The sequence below is a fragment of the Pseudaquidulcibacter saccharophilus genome, assembly GCF_019455445.1.
In the GTDB taxonomy this organism is placed as follows: Bacteria; Pseudomonadota; Alphaproteobacteria; order Caulobacterales; family Aquidulcibacteraceae; genus Pseudaquidulcibacter; species Pseudaquidulcibacter saccharophilus.
Genome location: NZ_JAHWUS010000004.1, coordinates 22,162 through 45,123, shown reverse-complemented (window position 1 = coordinate 45,123; position 22,962 = coordinate 22,162). Strand labels below are relative to the sequence as shown.

The 22,962-nt window shown below is 37.8% G+C and carries 22 protein-coding genes; 11 read left to right on the top strand and 11 right to left on the bottom strand.

Going from position 1 to position 22,962, the window contains the following annotated elements; translation table 11 throughout:
• Positions 1 to 23: 23 nt before the first annotated feature.
• Entirely contained in the window at positions 24 to 557 is a 534-nt protein-coding gene (locus KXV15_RS11615) for a PAS domain-containing protein (protein ID WP_240008373.1), read from the bottom strand.
• A gap of 336 nt (positions 558 to 893) precedes the next feature.
• Positions 894 to 1,997 carry an NnrS family protein gene (locus KXV15_RS11610; protein WP_240008372.1) on the bottom strand — a complete coding sequence of 368 codons (1,104 nt, stop codon included), beginning with the start codon at positions 1,995 to 1,997 and terminating at the stop codon, positions 894 to 896.
• Between the two features lie 81 nt (positions 1,998 to 2,078).
• On the opposite strand from KXV15_RS11610, the gene KXV15_RS11605 reads away from it, so the two are divergent.
• Positions 2,079 to 3,182 carry an FAD-dependent oxidoreductase gene (locus tag KXV15_RS11605; RefSeq protein ID WP_240008371.1) on the top strand — a complete coding sequence of 368 codons (1,104 nt, stop codon included), beginning with the start codon at positions 2,079 to 2,081 and terminating at the stop codon, positions 3,180 to 3,182.
• Between the two features lie 20 nt (positions 3,183 to 3,202).
• Here the strand turns inward: KXV15_RS11605 and ubiV are convergent, their stop codons facing one another.
• Genes ubiV through ubiT form a run of 3 tightly spaced genes read right to left on the bottom strand, consistent with a single transcriptional unit; the run spans position 3,203 to position 5,757 of the window.
• Positions 3,203 to 4,093 carry a ubiquinone anaerobic biosynthesis protein UbiV gene (gene ubiV / locus KXV15_RS11600; RefSeq protein ID WP_240008370.1) on the bottom strand — a complete coding sequence of 297 codons (891 nt, stop codon included), beginning with the start codon at positions 4,091 to 4,093 and terminating at the stop codon, positions 3,203 to 3,205.
• Position 4,094: 1 nt separating this feature from the next.
• On the bottom strand, positions 4,095 to 5,081 hold the full coding sequence (gene ubiU, locus KXV15_RS11595) for a ubiquinone anaerobic biosynthesis protein UbiU (protein ID WP_240008369.1): 987 nt from the start codon (positions 5,079 to 5,081) through the stop codon (positions 4,095 to 4,097).
• 4 nt (positions 5,082 to 5,085) lie between these two features.
• Positions 5,086 to 5,757: a ubiquinone anaerobic biosynthesis accessory factor UbiT gene (gene ubiT / locus KXV15_RS11590; RefSeq protein WP_240008368.1), complete on the bottom strand. Its 672-nt coding sequence runs from the start codon at positions 5,755 to 5,757 to the stop codon at positions 5,086 to 5,088.
• 457 nt (positions 5,758 to 6,214) lie between these two features.
• Between ubiT and trbB the strand changes: the two genes are divergently transcribed.
• From trbB to KXV15_RS11545, 10 genes are all read left to right on the top strand, one after another.
• On the top strand, positions 6,215 to 7,177 hold the full coding sequence (gene trbB, locus KXV15_RS11585) for a P-type conjugative transfer ATPase TrbB (protein ID WP_240008367.1): 963 nt from the start codon (positions 6,215 to 6,217) through the stop codon (positions 7,175 to 7,177).
• 27 nt (positions 7,178 to 7,204) lie between these two features.
• Positions 7,205 to 7,543 carry a TrbC/VirB2 family protein gene (locus KXV15_RS11580; protein WP_240008366.1) on the top strand — a complete coding sequence of 113 codons (339 nt, stop codon included), beginning with the start codon at positions 7,205 to 7,207 and terminating at the stop codon, positions 7,541 to 7,543.
• 1 nt (position 7,544) lies between these two features.
• Positions 7,545 to 7,826 (top strand): conjugal transfer protein TrbD, encoded by a 282-nt coding sequence (locus tag KXV15_RS13565; protein WP_420830586.1) that lies wholly within the window; start codon positions 7,545 to 7,547, stop codon positions 7,824 to 7,826.
• Positions 7,827 to 7,864: 38 nt separating this feature from the next.
• Positions 7,865 to 10,354 (top strand): VirB4 family type IV secretion/conjugal transfer ATPase, encoded by a 2,490-nt coding sequence (locus KXV15_RS11575; protein WP_240008365.1) that lies wholly within the window; start codon positions 7,865 to 7,867, stop codon positions 10,352 to 10,354.
• The gene (gene trbJ / locus KXV15_RS11570) at positions 10,351 to 11,082 is read left to right on the top strand and encodes a P-type conjugative transfer protein TrbJ (protein ID WP_240008364.1); all 732 of its coding nucleotides are present in this window, start codon (positions 10,351 to 10,353) and stop codon (positions 11,080 to 11,082) included. Before KXV15_RS11575 ends, trbJ begins: the two co-directional genes overlap by 4 nt.
• Positions 11,082 to 12,407, top strand: coding sequence for a P-type conjugative transfer protein TrbL (trbL, locus tag KXV15_RS11565; RefSeq protein ID WP_240008363.1), 1,326 nt, complete (start codon positions 11,082 to 11,084; stop codon positions 12,405 to 12,407). Before trbJ ends, trbL begins: the two co-directional genes overlap by 1 nt.
• A 62-nt stretch (positions 12,408 to 12,469) precedes the next feature.
• The gene (gene trbF / locus KXV15_RS11560) at positions 12,470 to 13,174 is read left to right on the top strand and encodes a conjugal transfer protein TrbF (RefSeq protein WP_240008362.1); all 705 of its coding nucleotides are present in this window, start codon (positions 12,470 to 12,472) and stop codon (positions 13,172 to 13,174) included.
• 9 nt (positions 13,175 to 13,183) lie between these two features.
• Positions 13,184 to 14,233 carry a P-type conjugative transfer protein TrbG gene (gene trbG / locus KXV15_RS11555; RefSeq protein WP_240008361.1) on the top strand — a complete coding sequence of 350 codons (1,050 nt, stop codon included), beginning with the start codon at positions 13,184 to 13,186 and terminating at the stop codon, positions 14,231 to 14,233.
• 3 nt (positions 14,234 to 14,236) lie between these two features.
• A complete protein-coding gene (locus tag KXV15_RS11550) occupies positions 14,237 to 14,668 on the top strand; it encodes a hypothetical protein (RefSeq protein ID WP_240008360.1) in 432 nt (143 codons plus the stop codon).
• Complete coding sequence (locus KXV15_RS11545) at positions 14,665 to 15,966, top strand: TrbI/VirB10 family protein (RefSeq protein ID WP_240008359.1); 1,302 nt, start codon at positions 14,665 to 14,667, stop codon at positions 15,964 to 15,966. Before KXV15_RS11550 ends, KXV15_RS11545 begins: the two co-directional genes overlap by 4 nt.
• Before the next feature lie 143 nt (positions 15,967 to 16,109).
• Here KXV15_RS11545 and KXV15_RS11540 read toward each other — a convergent pair whose 3' ends face one another.
• The 6 genes from KXV15_RS11540 to KXV15_RS11515 form a co-directional block, all read right to left on the bottom strand.
• On the bottom strand, positions 16,110 to 16,748 hold the full coding sequence (locus KXV15_RS11540) for a hypothetical protein (RefSeq protein ID WP_240008358.1): 639 nt from the start codon (positions 16,746 to 16,748) through the stop codon (positions 16,110 to 16,112).
• Positions 16,749 to 16,900: 152 nt separating this feature from the next.
• Positions 16,901 to 18,976, bottom strand: coding sequence for a TonB-dependent siderophore receptor (locus KXV15_RS11535; RefSeq protein ID WP_240008357.1), 2,076 nt, complete (start codon positions 18,974 to 18,976; stop codon positions 16,901 to 16,903).
• A 60-nt stretch (positions 18,977 to 19,036) separates the two neighbouring features.
• Positions 19,037 to 20,557 carry a PepSY-associated TM helix domain-containing protein gene (locus tag KXV15_RS11530; protein WP_275671625.1) on the bottom strand — a complete coding sequence of 507 codons (1,521 nt, stop codon included), beginning with the start codon at positions 20,555 to 20,557 and terminating at the stop codon, positions 19,037 to 19,039.
• Positions 20,554 to 21,102, bottom strand: a complete 549-nt coding sequence (locus KXV15_RS11525; RefSeq protein WP_240008355.1) for a hypothetical protein — start codon at positions 21,100 to 21,102, stop codon at positions 20,554 to 20,556. Before KXV15_RS11525 ends, KXV15_RS11530 begins: the two co-directional genes overlap by 4 nt.
• Positions 21,103 to 21,233: 131 nt before the next feature.
• The gene (locus KXV15_RS11520) at positions 21,234 to 22,535 is read right to left on the bottom strand and encodes a type II toxin-antitoxin system HipA family toxin (RefSeq protein WP_240008354.1); all 1,302 of its coding nucleotides are present in this window, start codon (positions 22,533 to 22,535) and stop codon (positions 21,234 to 21,236) included.
• A complete protein-coding gene (locus KXV15_RS11515) occupies positions 22,532 to 22,870 on the bottom strand; it encodes a helix-turn-helix transcriptional regulator (RefSeq protein WP_240008353.1) in 339 nt (112 codons plus the stop codon). Before KXV15_RS11515 ends, KXV15_RS11520 begins: the two co-directional genes overlap by 4 nt.
• Positions 22,871 to 22,962: the final 92 nt, after the last annotated feature.

Sequence of the window (22,962 nt, the reverse complement as noted above, 5' to 3'; positions counted from 1 at the left end):
TACTCTATCTATTGTGCATTAGTTTAGGCTGCAGCTTGTTTAGTGGGGCGCAAGGTCGCTATAAATTCGTCATATTCAACCTTATTGCTCGCAAGTAAATTTGTAAGCATTTCACTTGACGCAATAAGTCCATCCTTACGATTTGCATGGCGATTTTCTTCTGCGAGTAAATTCCTATAAAGTGGTGAGATAATGTTGTTTAAAATTTCACGATCAGGAACCCGACGATTAGAATGAAACCCAATAATATTACCTGACGCATCACGACTTGGGGTGACATGGGCATTGACCCAGTAATAATCGCCATTCTTGCACCGATTAATAACATAGGCGAAAATTTCACGTCCGTCATGAATTGTGTCCCAAAGAAGTTTGAATACGCATCTTGGCATATCTGCGTGCCGAATTAAACTATGCTGTTGCCCGAGGCATTCAGATTCAGAATAGCCAGATATTCTGATAAAAACGTCATTACAATAAGTAATGCGGCCTCTTAAATCAGTCTTACTAACTATCAGTTCGTTTTCTCCAAAAAATCTTTCAACACTATTTGTCATGTTCAATTTTCAATTCTTTACTTTGTTTTAAAAATCCACTAAATAAAATTAGAAAACAATTTAAATATATAAATTTTTTACATATATAACATCTCGCGAAATGGATAATTTTGTCTTAAAATTGGACAAAATAAAGCAAAATTTCACATACGTTATGATTGCTTCATTCATAAACAGGCAAGTAAATCTAATTTGTATTTACTATATATATTTATTCTGCCAATAGAAAGATGATAATTTCTTAGGATGAAGAGTTTATTTATTTTATTTGACTGAGCACTAGCCCCCGCCAGATATTAATAAATTTTTTAGTATTAAAAAAAACGCGGGACTATCCTACTTCAATGAGTCATGTAAACTATTCTCCCAATATTTTATATTTGTTGTTATAATACGCATTTGTAGAATTATAGAAAAAATTAAAACACAAATTGAAACAGAGTAAAAAATAATCGAATAGCTTTTAAAACAATCCGCCAACATCCTAAAAATTAGTGATAACTGTAAAAGTGTAAAAACATATTTTTTAAAAAATGTTTCAGTTAGGTAATTGCTACAGGTCCTTTGCATTGACCTATTAATAAAAACAAAGGTCATGCTCATAAGGACGCCTAAAGTAAGTATATGTACCGTTATAACGTCCAATTGCGCAAGAAAAAAGACTCGAAGGCTTGCAAAGAAAATCCATAGAAATGGAATAATTACTAAAAGATTATATGGCTTTTTAAAATTAATTATTAAGACCCATAGCAAAATTCTAGTTATAAATAGTAAAATATAAATCAAACCGAAGATAGATTTATATTGCTGTACAATCATTAATATCCAAAGAAATAATGATAAAAATAAAAATACTTCTAATAATGAACTTAACCTGCGGTTAATAAAATGGTTTTGCATTTTATTAAGTGAGTTATGCATTTCACTATCCAAAATTCTTCCACCGTAAAACATTATAAGAATTGTGGGCAGCACAATCAGAATTCTTAACGATGTTTCAATGGCACCATTTGAATAAATGACGTTAGTAAAAATCAGCGCGACATTAGGTATCAAAATCAATTTTATGCGCATTGCACCTTCATCAAAAACAATATGAAGCAACAATACTAAAACAAATAAGGGGGCAAGTGAATTAACAATAAAATAGAGATTACTTGCTGGAAATACAAATGAAATATATCGCGCAACACCCCACAATAAAAACCAAATTTGAATCATTGGCAGTTTAAATTTGATATTTGCACGTTTCAATAAGGTCCAATGAAATGCATAAATGGTAAAAATGCCTGAAAAATAAGCATATATAAGCTCAAACCTATGTAAAAAGCCGAAATCTTTAATTGGCGAATTGCAACATATTAGATTAAACCACCAAAATAATAAACTAATAACTAACCAGATAAGCACCAATCTATAATATTCAAATTGCTTTGCCATATCCACCTATACATTAAATCCCTTGATATAAGCATTTTTCAAATTTACATAAACTGAATACAATGGATAGAATAAATAGTATTGGCATCACTTGAGCCAAATCAAGTTACAAATAAATATTTTAGTGCATCAGAGAGAATGAGTTTTTGCAACAATATAAAAATAGGCATTATTGGTGCTGGCATAAGTGGCCTAATGTGTGCGTATAAGCTATCGTATGATGGCTTTGATATTACGATCTTCGATAAAAGCGGCTTTCCTGGAAAGGGTGCAAGCCATGTTGCTTCGGGAATGATTAATCCCGGGGGCGAATTGTTGGATTTACCATATTCCTTTATTAATTGCTCGATTGAAAGCGTTGTTTTTTGGAATAATTTTTCTAAAAAGCATAATTGTATGCTCCAAACCAAGGGAAGTTTATTATTATCGCAAAGCTTCCAGCAATCAAAAATAAATAAATTCCAAAATATTCTAAAATCTACTGATATTGAATTTCAAACTTTCGATAGAAAACAATTAAAGTATTTGGAGCCAGACATTTCGTCCAAATTTACTGATGCAATATTTTTCCCCAAAGACATAAATTTAAGCGCACCAAATTCACAAAAAATAATTATACAACACTTAATAAAATGTGGTGCTAAACTAAAAAGAGAAATGGTAACACCTATAACTATAAAAGATCAATTTGATTGGGTTATCGATGCAAGGGGGTGGGAAGCAGATTATAATGACTTATTATGCATAAAAGGTGAAACAATCTTAATTGAAAATCATGATATTAAACTAACAAGGCCTGTTAGATTTTGGTACGAAAATAATATTTATTACATTGTCCCATGTGGTAAGGGACGTTTCATTATTGGCGCGACTTCAAGAATTGAAGAAGACGCAAACCCACGAAAAGCCCGAATAATAGGCTTAAAACTGCTTATTGAAGTTGCTAATGCATTTTCAAATAGATTTGAGAGTTCACATTTGTTGAAATTAAATAATGGAATACGTCCAAGCTTTAAAAATAAAACACCAAAGATTTCCTATAATGGCAATGCTTTTCACATTAATGGCATGTATCGGCATGGTTTCCTTTTTTCCCCAATCGCAGCAGAAGTTATTAGAGACAAAATATTAAACCGTGATAATGCCAATTCCTATTTATTTGAGAGTAATTTCAATCATTCATAAAGTAGCGAATTTCATGGCACCTAAGTATAAAAATATTTATGCCCCTCCTGCCCATAAAAAAAACCATTTGAAAAATTTTCATTTGGCATTAATCGCGTTAATTTTTCATACGCTTCACTTTTATCAAATTTATTTTGTTGAGCTTCATTAAATATTTTGACTACTTGCAATATATTTTCAGATTGTGGTGATACCCTAAATCTTGAAAAGCCATGATTATACAATATATCGATTTCACGAATCATATTTAAGCACGTTGAAGACATAGTTTGCGTGCCATTAATAATTAGATATTTTTCACCATCCAAAGTTTTAGAGAGCAGGCCTCCACGATCTTTAATACAAATGAAATCGCAGCTATCTTTTGTAAGGCCATATGACCTTGCATGATAGCAACGTGCAGATATTGCAAGTGGCATTTTTCCAAATACTTGAATTTCGAAATTTGTTTTCTTTGCTCTCAACAACTCTAATATCGTTGCTTCACTTAATTCGATAGGCAAAGTAAAGCCATTAAAGCCTTTATTAATAAAGAAATTCAAAGCCGATGGATTATAAATATTAATATATGGGCCAATTCGACAATGTTCTTTATTAACAAATTGCATTAAAGATAAATCGTTTAATTCGATAGCATCAAAATCGTGGTTCGAAATTATTTTTAATTGTTGCTTTTTCTCAGCTTCAGAATTTATTAGGCTTAGGCTTGAAAAAATTACATTTTTCCCACAGCGTTTTAATGTTTCTATTACACCGTCTAAGTGTTTTGAATAAAGCTGTAACCTTTTTGAACATACAACTTCACCAATATATACGTCAGAAACTTCTAATTCATTAGCCACCATAGAATAGAAATCTAAGAATTTTTCATCACTCCAATTAAATAATAATGGACCTAATGTAATAGTCATATTATCGCCACTTCCTGTAATATGCACCTGTCGTAACCTTCCCGCCCTCACACAAATGTGTAAGATTGGCATGCTGGTGTGGTAGATTATTATAGAAATCATCAATTGCTTTTCTAAATGTTCTAACTACTTCTTTTACATAGGCTTTCCCACGTTGCCGCCCTTCAATTTTAAGCGCAGAGACACCAGAGTTTACAACTTCAGTTAAGTTTTCTAAGACATTTAAACTTACTGGATCTTCAAAAAAATAATCCACATCATCGTTAATTCTGAACCTACCTTTGCAAAGGGTAGGATAACCAGCGAGTTCATTTTTATCAAATTTATTAATTGTAAAATCACCCAATCGGGATACAAGTTCACCTTTTTCATATAGATATTTAACATGTGATGCGGGGGAACAAACCCCATGCGAATTTGGTGATTTGCCAGTAATATAAGACGAAAGATAACATCTTCCCTCCGCCATTGGACACATTCCTCCAAAGGCAAAAATTTCAGTTTCAACAGAAATACTATTATTTAAATCCCTTATTTGTCCAAGCGTTAAAACGCGCGGTAAAACAACTCGACGAACACCAAATTCCTCGACAAAAAAATTAATATTGCTTATCGTCGACGCCGATGCTTGAACGGAAAGGTGCAATTTAGCCTTTGGATGCCTATCTCTTGCATAGGCTAATAAGCCAATATCGGCTAGTATTACGGCATCAGCACCTAATATTATTGCATCATCAACAGCTTGAAACCATTTATTCTCACTTGACGCATTCATATAAGTATTAATCGCAATCATAGCCTTGCAATTTTTAGAATGGGCGTATAAAATGGCTTCTGCCGCTTCTTCACGACTAAAGTTTAGCCCCGGAAAATTTCTTGCATTAGTCTCATCATTAAAGCCGAAATAAATGCAATCTGCACCCTCATCTATTGCAACAATTGCCGCCGACAATGTGCCAGCAGGGCATACTATTTCAAGTTTTTCCATAATATCAACCTCTGGCAATACGCCCTTCTAGTTTTTCTATCCGAAGGTTTGTACGTTCTAAATCAGTAAAAAAAGTACTCATTTCCGTTTCTAAATCATCTATTCTAAAATTAAAATTTTCATCAAAAAACTGATCAACTTTTCCGAGTTTAGTATCAATCTCTGTGATTATTCTATTTATTGAGGCAGCAAATATTGCATTTTTAGGCGATATAATATTTCTAAATTCAAGCCCTTCATTTTCGAGGGCATTTCTTAGGAGCACCAATATTTCGGCATTGCCTTCAATTACAATGTTTCTTGAAAAAAATAGTGCATCGCCATCAACTTCACCTTCGGAAAGTTTCAATAAATCAATTATTTCACATGATATTTTTACGTCAGCATTTTTGACATCATTTGCGGTACCAATCTTTATTCTAATTTTTCCATTAAGAATTGTCATTTTCAGAAACTTTTCTGAAAATGTTGGCTTATATATTATAATTTTATTTTCTAACGCCTTTAACCTAAAAATCAATTTAGAGTAAAGGTGATTTATTCTTGAGCTTAACAAGTCCAACAAATATTGTTTTAAAAAATATGGTGCATTTAAAAATTTGTTGAACCCCTTCCTGATTATTATATTTTTCAAATTACCAAATCTAAACTGTTTAAATTTATTACGGTTTTCCAAGTTATATCCCCAATTTTAATATATATAACTAATATAACGTGCTTAAAAATGATAATTGATTGAAATCAAATCGATTGCTTAAATATGATATTTTAATGTGCTCGGGTTTACAGTCCCACCATGACACACCACTCCTCCATATCGACACAATTTCTGTAAATCATGGTTAATGAGTCGTTAAAATTATGAATAAGTCGGAGAAAATGACACTCAACTATAAGCTCGTTCGAGTTTTTTACTGCGCAAACAATAAGATATATTTATTACATTAAAACAATAACTTAACCATTATTTACCCTTATACTGCGCATCCATACCGATTAGTAAGTTGTTTCAATTAAATATTTGGCCTCACCTTGCGCCATTCTTGGCACAATCCTTGCCAGACCAATATCAAGTAGCTTTTCACTTCGCATATAAAGCTACCAGTATTGGTTCCAATCAAGGAGGCTTAAGAATGGCTGAACAGATGGTTTCATTGCAGAGCTTGCAAGCGTCTCGACTTGAAGAGAAGTTGGCCCGCGAACTTGGAACTAAAATCTGCGCCCTTTTAAAAGAGCCTCATGTTATTGAAGTCATGCTCAATCCTGACGGCAGTCTTTGGGTTGAAAGATTGGGCGATGGTATTGAACTTGTTGAGAGCAATTTCTCTCAAACTCGTGCCGAAGGTTTAATCGGAACTATAGCTGCGCATTACAGAACCACCGTTACTCGTGAAAACCCTATTATTGAGTGCGAGCTTCCCCTGGACGGAAGCCGCTTTGAAGCCATGATACCGCCAGTGGTATCGGCGCCATGCTTCACAATCCGTCGCAAAGCCACTCGTATATTTACCTTAGAAGATTATGTTGCAACCAACATTATGAGCGCTGGGCAAGCTGACTTCATAAAGAAAGCGGTCATTGATAAACAAAACATCTTAGTTGTTGGCGGTACCGGAACCGGTAAAACCACGCTTACTAATGCCATAATTGATTATATGGCGGAAGTTGTTCCAAGTGATAGATTGGTTATAATTGAAGATACTGCTGAAATTCAATGCAGGTCTCCAAATAAAGTAATTCTTAGAGCAACTTCTAACGTCGATATGTTGCGCTTACTAAAAGCAACAATGCGCTTAAGGCCTGACCGCATTCTGGTAGGTGAAGTTAGAGGCGGCGAAGCATTATCACTTCTTAAGGCATGGAACACAGGCCATGCCGGTGGCGTTGCAACAGTACACGCCAATGATGCCAAATCTGGCCTAACCAGAATTGAAGCCTTGGTTGCAGAAGTTTCTTCAACACCAATGCCAGGCGTAATCGCAGAGGCAATTAATATCATAATTTCTATCGCCAAGACTAATGATGGTAGGCGAGTTAAAGAGGTTATTCGCGTGAAAGGGTTCGGCGCGAATGGATACCAAATAGAACCCATTTAATCGAACTTTTGAGAAGGAGCTTCGAATATGAAAAGAGTGAGTAGTTATGTAAATCAAGTTTCCAAATATCTTAACCAACACCGAATATTGAATTTTGCCTTCAATTTTCTAATCGCTTTTATTGCTTCACTATTCATCGCAAGCACGGCAAATGCCCTTCCTTGGGAATCTCCCCTCCAACAAGTACGCCAATCAATTTCAGGTCCAGTGGCAATGGGCATTTCAATCATTGCAATTGTTGCGGCCGGCGCAACTCTAATTTGGGGCGGCGAAATTAACGGCTTTGCCAGAACAATGGTTTTCATCGTGTTGGTAATCTCAGTTATTGTTGGTGCAAATAGCATCATTAGTATCTTTGCTAGCTAAAATGAGCCTACGCAGAACACCATTATCGCGCGCCTTAAACCGTCCGAATTTAATTGCGGGCGGGGAGCGCAAGCTAGTCCTACTAGCTGCCCTTATTTGTTTCGCACTTATCTTCTCTGCCCTTAATTGGTTCACGGCAATTGCAGCCATCATAATTTGGTTTGGCGCAATCACGGCATTGAGACAAATGGCAAAAGCCGATCCACAAATGAGCGAGATCTATCTGCGAAGCATCAAATACCAAGGATATTACCCAGCGAGGCCCAAGCCCTTTCAAAAATAGACAATTCATAAATAGCCATTTTAAAAAGTGAGGCGACAATGTTAGCTATCAAACAATTCCAAGAAACTGCCAAAGGTATGCCAGATTTATTAAATTGGGCGGCTCTTATAGATGATGGGATTGTGTTGGGCAAAGACGGCTCACTTATGGCTGGCTTTTATTATAGAGGCTCGGATTTAGCGAGTGCGACACCTGAAGAGAAAAATTATATCTCTGCGCGAATAAATGCCGCCATGTGCCAATTAGGGTCTGGCTGGGTAACTTGGCACGACGCAATAAGATTACCGGCTGAAGACTATCCTGCCGAATACCGTTCTTCTTTTCCAGATAAAATTTCTAAACTGATTGAAGAAGAACGTCGCCAACACTTTATGACCGAAGGTGAACACTTTGAGAGCGAATATGTTCTAATAATGATGTACACACCACCTCTTCGGCGCGAAAGTAAAATTCAAGATTATCTCTATGATGAAGATAAAAACCTAAAAGGAATATCACCAGCCTCCAAAATTCTTGAACAATTCAAAAAAGCTATCAACGAAATGCAAGATAGATTAGGTAATTACCTATCATTGCGCCGGATGAAGAGCTTTGAATTCGAAGATATAAATGGGCGCAAACATTTACGAGATGAATTAGTAAATTATCTGCAATTCTGCCTGACAGGTGAATTAAATCCCGTCAATATTCCACCCATTCCCATGTATATGGATGCCTATGTTGGTAATGTCGAAACTTATGTTGGTGATACGCCAAAAATTGGTGAAAATTATGTTGCCTGTGTTGCAATAGACGGCTTCCCTGCAGAATCCTATGTCGGCATTCTCGACATATTAGATCACCTTCCTATCACATATCGTTGGTCATCACGTTTTATCTATCTTGAACAATATGAAGCGGTAATTGAGCTTAATAAATACCGCCGTCAATGGAAGCAAAAGGTTCGTGGGTTTTGGTCACAAATGTTCCGTACCGAAGGCGGGGTTATCGATGAAGATGCCCTAATGATGCAACGCTCTACCGAAGGTGCAATTGCCGATGCCAACAGTGGCGTTGTACTTTACGGCTATTATACCCCAGTTGTTGTTATTTATGCTAAATCTGCCGAACTTGCTTTAGAAAATGCAAGGTTAGTTGCCAAACAAATTAGACGTGAAGGTTTTTCTGCCAGAATTGAAACCATTAATGCCATGGAGGCATTCTTAGGTTCATTACCTGGTCATCCAATCCCCAATATAAGAAGACCATTCCTTCATACATTATCACTAACCGATTTAATTCCTTTGTCATCAGTTTGGGCAGGACGTGAAAGCAATCCGTGCCCATTTTATCCAACGAACTCACCACCATTACTTCATGCCTCGACAAGTGGCACAACACCATTCCGCCTCAACCTTCATGTTGGTGATGTGGGGCACACATTGATTTTTGGTCCAACCGGTGCAGGTAAATCAACATTGCTTGGTTTGATTGCTGCACAATTCAGGCGTTATCCCAAAGCCAGAATTACCGCCTTTGACAAAGGCCGCTCAATGATGCCACTTGCCTTAGCAACCGGTGGAAAACATTATGATATAGCGGCAGACGTAAACTCAAGCAGCCAAAGTCAAATTGGAATGTGCCCCTTGGCATATCTTGAAACCGACAATGATATTGCATGGGCTAATGATTGGCTAGCCACACTTTTTGAATTGCAAACCAATCGACCACCAAGTCCCAATCAAAGAGAGGCAATCTACCGCGCAATAAAACTAATGCAGGCCAATCATGATGAGAATGGCAACCCATCTCAATATGGCCACACTATGACTGATTTTCTGGCAACGGTTCAAGATGAAGAAATTCGTGCAGCACTAAGTTTCTATACCCTTCAAGGAGCTATGGGACGCTTACTTGATAATGATAAGGATGAATTAGCTAATAGCACATTTTCAGTATTTGAAATCGAAGAATTAATGGGAATGGGTGAGAAGAGCCTTATACCTGTCCTTCTATATCTTTTTAGAAGATTTGAACGTTCGCTTGATGGTTCACCTGCCATACTAATCTTGGACGAAGCATGGGTAATGTTAGGACATCCGACATTTCGTGAGAAAATTCGCGAATGGCTTAAAGTGTTACGCAAAGCCAATTGCGTAGTTGTCCTTGCAACCCAATCCCTTTCAGATGCGGTCAAGTCAGGCATATTAGATATATTACTTGAAGCCTGCCCGACTAAAATCCTACTTCCCAATGAAGAGGCCGATAAATCCGGCACAGAAAATATAGTTGGGCCACGCGATTTATATAAAATCTTCGGCATGAATGATGCCCAAATAGAGATTATTCGCAATGCCACCAAGAAGAAACATTATTATTTCGTTTCCCCCGAAGGACGCAGACTTTTTGATCTGAATTTAGGTCCGATAGCCCTCTCATTTGTTGGGGTTTCAGACAAAGAACAATTATCCCGCATACGTGAGTTAGCTGCAAGATATGGCGATAATTGGCCCTATCAATGGTTAAAGGAAAGGAATGTGAAATTATGAAAAGTACAAATTTATCAAAGAGATCATTTCTCACACTCTCAGTAATAAGTTTGTTTGCATTTACGTCCACAATAATCCCAAAATCAGCAAATGCACTTGTGGTTTATGACCCGACAGCAGTTGCTAAACTAATAGAACAATTAAACCGTCAGCTTCAACAATTAAAAATCGCTCAACAACAATTGAATGATATGGTTGTTAATTCTGCCACTTTGCCTGCCCAATATTGGGGACAGACAATGCAAAACATCAATCGTGTAAATCAATTGATGAATGATGTTAAATCATTGTCCTATCAAGGCAATAATATCGAACAACAAATCCGCCAAAGATACCAAGGTTATAGTACATATTCAGGTAGTGGCATTAATTCCATTACCGGCAAATATAATCAATGGAGCGATGAAACCAATAGCTCAATCCAAGCAACTTTGGCGGCACTTGGCATGCAAAATAGTCAAATGAATGATGAAGATGCTTTGATGCGCCAATTGGAAGCCATGGGTAACAGTGCGCAAGGCAGAATGCAAGCGGCACAAGTCGGCAATCAAATGGCGGCGCAAGGCGTTAGGCAAACCCAAAAACTTCGCCAATTAATGATGCTACAAACTCAAATGCAAGCAAATTGGTATGCAAGCCAGCAAGATCAAGCCGATGTGAAAGCCGCAGCAAGCGGTCGTCTTCATAAATCTCGTAACTTCAAAATAACTGGTGGAAAGAGATATTAATGAAACATGGTATAAAGGCAATTAGCGCATATTTGATAATTGGCAATATCATTGCATTTGCCTTTATTCCAAACTTTGCACATTCAGCAACCGTATCACCTGAAGTTCTAAATGCAGTGCCTGATTTATTTCAGGCAAGATTTCAAGGAATGCAAGGCGTATTGCTTGGTTACGCAAGAAGTCTCTTTATGATTTTGGCGGGTATTGAATTTAGCTATGCAATGATTTCAATTGCCTTCAAACGTGGTGATTTAGGTGACGTAGCAGCAGCACTTATTCAACAAATTCTATTTATAGGCATTGGGCTATTTATCATTCAAAATGGCGCTAATCTCGGAAACATAATTGTACAAAGCTTTTCTCAGGCAGGCGGCGGAGCAGCGAGCTCTGTCGGTGGAAGTGCTGGTTTAAGTCCCGCAGATATTTTCAACTCTGGCATGAGTATTGGTCAAGCAATGCTTGATAAAATGACGCTCACAGAAATAGCAGACAGCATAATTATCGGTATAACGGCGATAGTGACAATGGTAGTGTTTGCACTAATTGTTGCAATGATGATTATGACATTGGTTGCCGCTTGGGGCATTTCTACAATGTCGGTATTATTCTTAGGGTTTGCTGGCTCTCGCTGGACAAAAGATGTCGCTTATAAAGCTATTATGGGCGTGATGGGAGTGGGTGCAAAACTCTTTGTCATGCAAATCATTGTCGGGGTAGGACAAACCTTATTCTCCGATTTAGCTAATGCCGGCATTGATGATATTAATGATGCACTCATCATGCTTGGCTTTGCCGTTGTTATGCTGGCATTAGTTAAAATAATTCCCGATATGGTTCAAGCGGTAATTAGTGGTGCTACCTTCACAGGTGGCGGGGCATTAGTTGGTGCAATGGGTGGAATTGCTGCAGCAGGAGCTAGTGCAGCAGCAGCCGCTAGCTCAGCTGGCGAAGCAATTGCCGGTACCGGCATGGCAGCATATAGCGCCGGAAAATTAGCAAGCGAACAATTAAAATCCTCTGCTAGTTCTGAAACTGCTCCACAAGGTATGGGCTCGCAATTTATGACTACGGCAGCAATGGCGACAGGAAACTTAGCTAAAGCCGCAATATCAGACATTGGAGCGCGGCTAAGTGGCCAACATATGGGTTATGGCACGATGGGTGGGCGAATGTCTGCCGATATGGATAACCAAACCAACCAATTGCAACAAAGCAATATTGCCAACCAAGCAGCAAATGGTGGGGCAACTGGCCCAATCCAGAACCAATTACAAAACCAAGACCAAGAAAAACCTCAAGAAGTAAATTCTATTGAGGCTGAATAGACCAACATATGAAAGTAACCACTTTGACTAATTAAAACGACCTAAAGCGAAAGGTAATGACCATGTTTCTGAATAAAGCGCATCGCCAAGATTTTAAATCGGCAATACCAAACACCAAAGAGCAAACCAATGTGTATTTATCCGCACGCAGAGAGTGGAATGAAAGATATGGAAGTTATATTTCGCAAACTAGGAATTGGCAAATAATTGCAATTACTTCGCTTTGTTTAGCAGGTCTTGCATGTGGTGGTCTCGCATGGGTTGGCGCACAAAGCAAAATCACACCTTATGTGGTTGAAGTTGATAAATTAGGTGAAGCCGTCGCGATCGGTGTTGCGGACAAAGCCTCAATACCTGATAGCCGTATAATTCGGGCACAATTGGCAAGATGGGTTACTAATGCAAGGAGCGTATATTTTGATAAAGATGCGCAAAATAAAGCGGTAAATGAAGCCTATGCTCTAGTTGGAAACAGCACGCCTGCATTTAGCACCTTGGCCGATTTCCACACTAATTTTCAGCCATTTGAACGCGCTAAAACCGAAAGCGTTTCAATTTCCGTTCAATCAGTTCTCCCCATTACGAAAGATTCTTATCGAATTGAGTGGCGTGAAGAGGTTCTCCAACGCGATGGCCAGTTAATAAGCAACACCAACTGGCAAGCGCAAGTCGGGATTTCAATTGTTCCGCCGACAGAAGAAAGCAAAGCTTTAATTAATCCGATGGGCATTGTCATTAATTCCCTTAGTTGGTCGCAAAGAATTTAGGAGGCTAAAATGCGTAATAAATTTATAATATCACTTTCCGTTTTGGCCTTATTAATAAGTGGCAATTCACATGCTAAAACCACACATAGACCTCAGGCAAAGTCACATCATAGTTACTCTAAAATAAAACACAAAAAGCCTGTGACTACACAGAACCCAAAAGTTCCTGCTATTGGCTCAAATGGGCAAAATACTGACACTGTTTTATCTAACACACCGATAATGCCGTCTCCAGATAGTTTAATTACTGAACCGGTAGCTATTGAAACCAGAAAAGTTCCTCCGCCCCCTGCAAACCTGATGTCTGGCAAAAACTCTAGCCTTACTAAACGCGAGACAGCAGGAATGGCGATCGCAAAGAGTTATTCAAATAACCAAGTAATGCCTGTCAAAGGTGCCGAAGGAGTTGTGGTTTTCCCATTTGGTGAAACTATGCCATCAATAGTCTGTGCGCCATTGATAGTATGCGACATAACTTTGCAAGAGGGTGAAATCGTAAATGATATTAATGTTGGTGACGCGGTACGCTGGAAGCTAAGCCCAGCAACAAGTGGCTCTGGCATGAATGTAACCACGCATATAATCGTGAAACCAACTGATGCTGCATTACAAACCAATGCAATTATCACCACTAACCGACGAACTTATGTTTTAAAATTGGTAAGTCGTCGTACTGACTATATGGCACGCATTTCCTTCACCTATGCGGAAGATATGGAAGACCAATGGCGTAATTATAAAATTCGCATGGGAACACAAGAAACCGCGCAAACTGAGCAAGGTAATTTGAACTTCAATTACAATATAAGTGGTGCGAAACCTCGTTGGAAGCCTATCCGCGTTTATAATGATAATGTCAAAACTTATATTGAATTTCCTGACGCTATTAAAACCACCGAAGCACCAGCTTTATTAGTGTTAGGCGACAACCAAGAGCAATTAGTCAATTACCGCGTAATTGGCACGAGATACGTTGTTGATAAAATATTTGACAAGGCCGAGCTAATTGGCGGCACGGGCAATAAACAAACCAAAGTTACTATTACTAGGAAGGATTAGGACATGAAAAAACGTCTTATTTCCATTATAGCATTGTGTATTGCGACTTCCGCTTGCGCCACAATAGATACACCATCAACCAACAAACCTCACGCTTCAGATTTGCAAGATTACTCAACCTATATCGCAGCAGCAATAACCGATTGGGTTATTGAAGAAACACAAGATAAGCAATTTAACTACGTGAAATTACTTACTAGCGAACCATACGTTGCAAGAAGTGAAATTGAGAAAAGGCTAAAGCTAAATTCTATCATAGTCACCAATGATGAAAGCCTGCCAAGTCTGAAAGTTTCTTATTCCGTATATGAAATAGATGATAAAATTCTAATTAGGATTAAAACTGATGATTTTGAAGCAACGCGGTTTTTTAGCAAATCTGAAGGTAATTCAATAATTCCGGCATCACCATTAACCATTAGGGCAGACCCATGAAAAATGATAACATAAACATTGATGCCCCTGAGGCATCACCATCTCTTTTAGGTCGCATTCCCACCCGTGGTGCTGGTGTTAGAAGATTAAATAATGTTCCAAAATATATTGCCATTGGGCTCGGTGCTTCTGTCGTTGCTTTAATGATGTATGCAACAGTCGCTAGAGGCAATGTAAAATACAAAAAGGCCGATACTTCTTTAAAAGCGACCCAATCAGCTTCACCACCCAGAGAAGTTTTGCAAAATGATGAAACAAACAGTGTGGAAGGCAATGCACAATTAAATCAAATTGACGCCAATAACGAAGTTGAGAAAAACCAAGTTCCATCGATTAGTGAAACCCAAAACCAAGCTGCACAGAATAATTACTCCAACTATTCTAATAATAGCCCACCTCCTTCACCATATGCAGAACAATGGGCAATTTATAAACAAAAACAAACCACAGCTAACCAAAGCCGTGAAACGGCTTTTATGGCGGCATTAAATGCCCCAACCTCTATTAATTCAAATCAAAGTAATGGCAATAACGCCAGTATCAGCAACAGCAGTTATTCAATAGGTAGTAGTGATATACCAACCGCAACTAACAGCACTTCATTTACAAACATCGCTCATTCTGGTTCTGGCGACAATGATGCTGAATTTAATGGACAAGATGCTAAGCGTGGTTTCTTGCAACAAAAGAATTACGCAAGCAATTATTCTAGCTCAAGCAAAATGCCTGCATTATCACCATATGAACTTAAAGCAGGTTCAATCATTCCGGCAATTATGATTGGTGGTCTCAATTCAGATTTACCAGGGCAGATTATCGCCCAAGTTTCTGAAAATGTTTATGACACCAAAACTGGCAAACATCTGCTTATTCCACAGGGTTCTCGCTTAGTTGGAACCTATGACAATGGAGTAACTACTGGGCAAAACCGAGTATTAGTTGCGTGGAATAGAATTATATTTCCAGATGCTTCTTCACTTGATTTAAATATGATGCCAGCAGCAGATCAAAGTGGCTATGCTGGCTTCAATGATAAGACTAATAATCATTATGGGAAGACATTTGGGGCAGCATTATTAATGTCAATATTCTCTGCCGGTGTTCAAGTATCACAACCCCAAGCATCCAATGGCGAGAACATCACAAATGGTCAAACCATAGCCAGTGCAATTGGGCAACAATTAGGACAAACCGGAAGCCAAGTTATAGGGCGCAATATTCGCATTCAACCAACGCTACAAATCAGGCCTGGATACAGGTTTAATGTTAGCGTGACTAAGGATTTTATTATTAGGTAATAGTGTAACTGAATCGTCTACGGAAATATATTTTGTTATTTATTAGTTTATTTTAAATAAATCTAAGCAGTAGTTAATTGAATAAACTACTTGGTTCCTTTTACCCTAAATTAATATAATCACATGTCGATTTAGTAGATTTTTTACATGGGTTTCGCCTGCTTGAGCAATAGTGCTGATTTAAATATATACTCAAGCTTAAGAATTTTAATATTATAATGGCTCAATATTAACACACCAATGCTGAAACCAAGCCCCAAGCTAATTGTTATATAATTCATTATCTTGATAATTGACACAGCAGAAAAAAGACCAATCAAGGCAACAAATCCACTCATAGCCAGCCCCAAAAATGCTTCAATATTAGTCTTACTATTTATAATATTTTTTGCATACGCAATATCGCCAAGTCGTTTATTTAATTCATATTCATCCCAGTTTGAAAAATCATCAATAAAATCTTTTTCAATGAAGCCTGGCCCATCAATCTCATTTGCAAATTTTTCAGGGTTATTAATATACGTCTTAATTAGATCAGTATAAATATAAATATTTATTACAGCCATTGTTAGAATAATAATTAATAAACATGCGACTTGGACTAAAAGCAAAAAGCTATGCAGCTTTGGGACAAAATTTTCGACAAAAAGTAAAACTACATATGCTGATAAGAATGTAAATAGAATTTTTATATGCATATCGTAATTAGGCAACACAGTTGTTTTGCTTTTGTTTGTATATAACTTATTTATTATTTCAGAGTTTGATAATTTTACTGTCATGGAATATTTACTTATTTGATATTTGGTAATTTGAAAAAATTAAAATGGTCATAATAAAATACATTTTTTGCGGGAAGATAAGTTTTGCGCTTACCAATATATTTCTGCCTTAATATAAAAATTTGGGCTGCCCGAAAGCAGCCCAAAAATAGCTAAAATTTATAACCAAACGTTACACTCACATTCCTTGGGGCAGCATAGTAAGCGGAATATTGAACAGTCTTCAGATATTTTTCATCAAACATATTATTAACATTCAACTTTAAAACAACATGTTCATTTACATCATAAGATGCAAAACCATTTAGGACAAAATATGAATCTTGTGATGCAACACCGGGGTTAGTCGCTTTTGATGACCATTTTCCGTTCAATCCAAGTTTAAGCTTTGGATTGAATGTTGGTCGCGTATTCACCATTAAATTAAATGTTTGGCGTGGAATCCATGTGTAAATATTACCGCCATCGGGCCCAATTAGGTCAAGATTGGTGTAACCAACAGTAATACTTGTATTATCAGTAACTCTACCTGTTGCCTCTAATTCAAAACCTTTAGAAGTTACATCTGCGCCATAATACCAATATGTACCATCACCAGAGATGCCGCCGTATGTAGCAAGGCCTTCTTGTTCCGCTTCAAATATCGCAAGTGTAGTTAGCAGTTTTTTATCAAGCCATTCCGCCTTCAAGCCAGCTTCATAGTTTACACCTTTTGTTGGGTCTAAATAATGTTTGTTTTGGTCAGATTGATCTTGGTTTTGGAAAATATCTGAATAAGAAATATATGCCAAAACATTATTTGTGATGTCATATGTTAAACCAAAATATGGGCTAAATTTCTTAGTTGCAGGATATTTAATAACATCAACAGCACTACCATATCTTGAGCTGCCTTCACGCTCTAAATTAACAGCATTTGCACCAATAATTACCTTAACTTTATCAGACAGTTCTAAGCGGGTGGCAAAATATGCCCTAGTAAGTTTTTGTTCACCACCTGAACTTGGGGTGCGGGCACCCCAAACTGGTTCAGGATAAACATTGCCAGCATACGGAAAAGCAGGGAATGGCAAATACAAATACGAACTATCAAATGGCAGCAGATCAGTTTCGAACTCTTGGCTAGAATGGCTTATACCTGCGATCAAACTATGTTCCCGATTAAACAGGCTAAATTTCCCGTTTACAGACGCATCAAACAAATGATTTTTAGTTTCAGTAATCCCATAATAAGGCCAACCCAATAGACCTGTATTATCAGCATTCAATGCACCAAAAGCATAGAGAATTTTTGCATCTTCATTACCTTTACGATAATTATATGATACTTTTGCTTCCCAATTATCACTTAATCTATAGGCATATTCCGCAAAGGCAGTTATTGAATCTGTGTTCCAAAACGTCCAATCTTGGGACGTTGATGATGAAACATCAAAATCTGCTTGTGTACCATCAGTCCTAATGAGACCTAATGCGCCCCACATAGGTGAATCTTGGTTGTTTTTTTGATAAGTTGTACCAATAGTCAAAACACCACTGTCGCCAATCTGACCATCTATTACGCCATAAACAACTTGGCGTTTATCATGTAGCGCCCGCAAATAAGAATCTTTATCTTCAATTGCTGCAACAATACGCCCCGACCAACGACCATCTGCGGTTAGCACTTTGTTATAATCAACATTTGCACGAATTAAGGAATTATCGCCTGCTGTAATGTTGAATTCACCACCAGCAATGTTTTTGGGACGCTTACGAACATAATTTATGGTGCCTGACGCATTACCAACCCCAGTTAACAATCCGTTTGCCCCACGAATTAATTCAATTTTCTCGAACAAGAAAGTGTCCTGTTGTCCAGTGACACTACCCCAATCATTGGTCATGCCAATGCCATCTATTTGCGTAAGCTGTACATCAAAGCCACGCGCATTATATGCGGCACGATTAGTTTCATATTGGGCAACATTAAGACCAGTTCCCATTGCCAAGGCTTCATTTGAACCACTTGTCGCATAATCTGATATCTGCTCTTTGCTAATTACGCTAATAGTTTGCGGCGTGTCCTTTATTGCCATCGGAAGTCCAGTCGCACCATTAGAAATACGATTTAATCGTTTGCCCTTTACGATAATTACTTCTTTTGTATTTGCATCTTGTGCATATGCCGATGCAAACGGTATTGCCAACGCCAAGGCACAGACACTTATTAATATTTTACTTCTCATTTCCCACTCCACTTTAATGCAATTGCAACGCATTTGCATATGATAGTTAAAACCAATACTTCAAACTTGAATATCTTGCTCGACCAATATTTGTTTTTGTTTTAGATTAATTAGCGACCTAAAAATTGGCACCAATATAAAAACGGCGATTAATATCAATGGAACGCTCACCGACATGGTGGCAAAATTAACGACTTTAAACTTAATAAAATGCGCAATCACCAAAAGCAAAATTGAAAGAGCAAATATAGCACGCATCAAACGTCCTAAATACAAAACGTTTTGCTCAAACGTGTTAAACGCCACCAAGCCAATAATAATCAGCGAAATAAGTGAGCCCCAATAAATAATTACATCAGACTTTAAATCAAAAAAATTTGACGTCATTGCAATCGCGATTGCACTAATTGAAGAATATACAAAACTAACCCAAATGGCATGCAAATATGGTTTTGGTTTTGCTTTGGCAGCGCTTTTGGTAAACCAAATTTCCATACCCGCATTAATCATAAAGCAAAGCGCAAAGCCAACAACGAAATACGCGATTTGAATTGGTAAGCCGCCATAATTCCCAAAATGCAGAGGAAAGAGACTTGCGTAAATTTGCTTACCAATAGCGCCATTAAGATAACCATTTTGCGTCTTTAAATTACCGTCTGCATCAAATCTATAAGTCTCGCCAAACGCCAAACGATCTGCCTTTTTTGCTATAATTTCTAGCGATGGCGTATATGTCGCAGCATTCTTTAAAACCAGATAAGTAGGTATTGCATCAGGTTCATTTTTCTTTAGTTCGGAAATTGCTCTAACAATTGCAGCCTCACCCTTAAGCGGGACATTTTGTGTAATTTTGGTTATTTCATGTTGTGAACCCAACATTGGATCCATAACCTTGCTAAAATCGCCCTGATAAAATACCGTAGCAATAAGAAAAACAATCAATTGCGAAAAGCCAACAAATGATCCCGTTGCAGTCACTACAAGCGCAAAAGGCAAAGTCCAAGTACCAATTCTATTGTGTGTATCGGCGCGCCCCAAGTGCCCCTCGGCTCGCGGACGCAATTTAAATGCATCGGCAAATATTTTTTTGTGCGAAAGCGCTCCACCAATCAAAAGCGCCAGCATAAAAATACCCAAAACACTCACTACAATCATTCCGTAGCTCTCTGGCAGGTGAAGATAATAGTGTAGCTCGCTTACGAAATGGACGTTAGGATGATTAGCACTGCCAACATAATTACCTTTACTATCATATGCACGCGCATCATCACTATAGCCGGCCACAATTCTTGGTAAATTATCACTTGGAAAGCCGATATAAATATCTTCTTCTACAGGAGAACGGTTTTTGTCGGCAACCATAACCTTTTGCGTATCCAGCGCAGCCCTAGCTATAGCCGAATTATCGTATGCCGTATATTCTGGAAGAGTTGGTTGTTCCCAGCGTTCCATTTCTACAAAAAACACAACAATTGTGCCTGTCATACATATTAAATACAAAACGGCGCTAAATGCTAGGCCAAGAATTTTATGTCCATCAGTTAACTTTGAAATAGTGTTTTTTGAAATTTTCAAATTCATTTCAACATCACTTTCCCACTTAATGCGATAATACCCATGCAAATCACGGCAATCACTAAACCAAATAAAAATGCGCGGATATTGTGTTTTGTACTAGCGAAGTATGTTATAAAGCCAGCAAAACTAAGAGATGCGATAAAAGCTGTATAAATAACTAAATCTACCTCTGCGATATTTACCACAGAATGGAACATTATCCCTACCAATGCCCCAAGCACCGCTGAAAGAATAACTACATTTATGACACGGAGTAGAACATTAAAAATACTAATATACTTGAACGATAACTTCTTTTTAATTTTGATAATAACAATTGGCTTATATAGATTCTGCGGTGCAATAATTGATGTATTATATTTCCTAAATACAATCAAAATACTCACCGAAACAAAAATCGCATAAAAAGCAGCAATAAAAAAATCGGCACTTATCAAGAAGCACATACCAATTACAATTGTTACAAGCCCAAACCAAAAAACATTGATACTTGGGTAGTTTACAATCGCGTTGAAGCGCGCGCCCTGCACTGAACGCGTCTCAAGCACATAAACGAAGCACGCAGAAATGAGCAATATAAGAATGTATATCCAAATATGAGGCATACGCCCCATTAATGCAAACAACTCGCATTATCAAGAACAATTTTCACCATACGCTAATATTCATTCACAATAGCCTAGCCTAGTCTTTTACGAAGATATTTATCTATTGCTTTGGCCTCAGTGCTTGATATCCCTGCGGCTTCTGCGTACTCAAACCATTTGCCTACGGCTTGTTCGATTTCGCCGATAATAGACTTGGCTTTTGCTGATTTAATCTCACAAAATCTTGCAAATTCGATGAGGTCATTAAGTGTGAAATTATCCCGCTTGCCATTCAAACTCATTTGATGCTGGCTGGTCCATTGCCCGTTCGGATTATAAGCATAAGCAACATCAAAAGCTGGTGATAATCTCCATTCCCCAGTCCTATTCATCAAAAATGCAATATTTTTTACATGGTCATCTTGATTGCGAATTAAAATATTAAGTACAGCACGACGAAATTGTTGCTCTATATCGTACCTTGGTAGCTTCAAAGCCCTGATTGTGTTTATAGCTTGCTCATATGAATATGCGCCTGCCATATTCAAATCATAATGCTGCAAAGCTGCAAGAGATTGCATATGTAGCTTTTTGCCATTCTTATCTCTATCGAAGCGCTTAGTCATGAAGTGGGCGCGTCCGCCCTCTTTAAATAACCTTGATTCCGACATATCAATTTGTGCATCAAGCGCCATTAAATAGAACGCATACTCAATCTTGCCAAAACCTTGTGGATCGGCGGTTTCTTTATCAAAGTTATTGGAAACGCCATCAAACTTCAAAAGCCAATATGTAAATCCGTCATCAGCTTTAATCTGACCGGATCGGAACTCTCCTGTTTGTGGGTTCCATGCTAAAATTGCTTTTGCACGTGCGCCACCAGCTGAAGTTCCAACGCGGATTATATTCTCTAATTCTTTTCTATCATCTTTACCTGTTAGCTTTCCGTATAGGCTTTCTCTGCTCTGCAAAACTTCATTGGCAAGATTTACCAATTCTTCAATTTCCAATTTTTGTGCTTTATCTGAAACGTTGATGATGTTTGGTTGGAATTCAAGCGCACCCATCCCTCTTTCGCCAATATAGCAAAGTCGTTCAACTGGATTAAACGAACTTGCCTCACGCCCCTGTCTGGCAAGCCATGCATCTATTATTGCATTGCCAAATTTATCCGGCAATGAATCTGCCAACAATCCTGGCAAGCCCTTGAATGCTTCTCTTGGTAATTCAGGAAATTCATATGGCATATCACGAAGCGGCATTTTAATTGGAGAAAGTTCAATTCCGCTTTTTATAAAGTCAGGCTCATATTGAAAAATGCCAATATTACGTTCTGCAACCCAACTGATTGCACCAATATTCGTACCCCATAGCTTAACTATTGCATCGGTCATACTTCGTCATCTCCCCAAGCCCATTGAGATGCCTTGACTATTTTTTCTTTTGCCGAAGCACGTTGCCTTTCACGCCCTTTAAGTTTTACTCGTTCGATGGGGCGAACATCTGTGTCAGGAAAAATGGCAAATAATCGCTCTGTTAGATTCAAAGAATTAAAAACTTTAAGCAATGTCTCAAGCGATGAATTTTCGCCAGCTTCCAATCGCTTCAAAGTTCGTAAAGATATACCTGATAGTTTTGCCAAGTCTTCTTGTGCCATATTATGACCGAGCCTAAGTTTTGACACTCTTTTCCCAATATCTTTTATTTGCATTTCAACATTGCCAGACAAAACATATCCTCACTAAAAGTCATATATTACCCTATAGGCTAATTTTTATAATTAATGTGTAATATAATACACTTTATCACAACATTCAATAA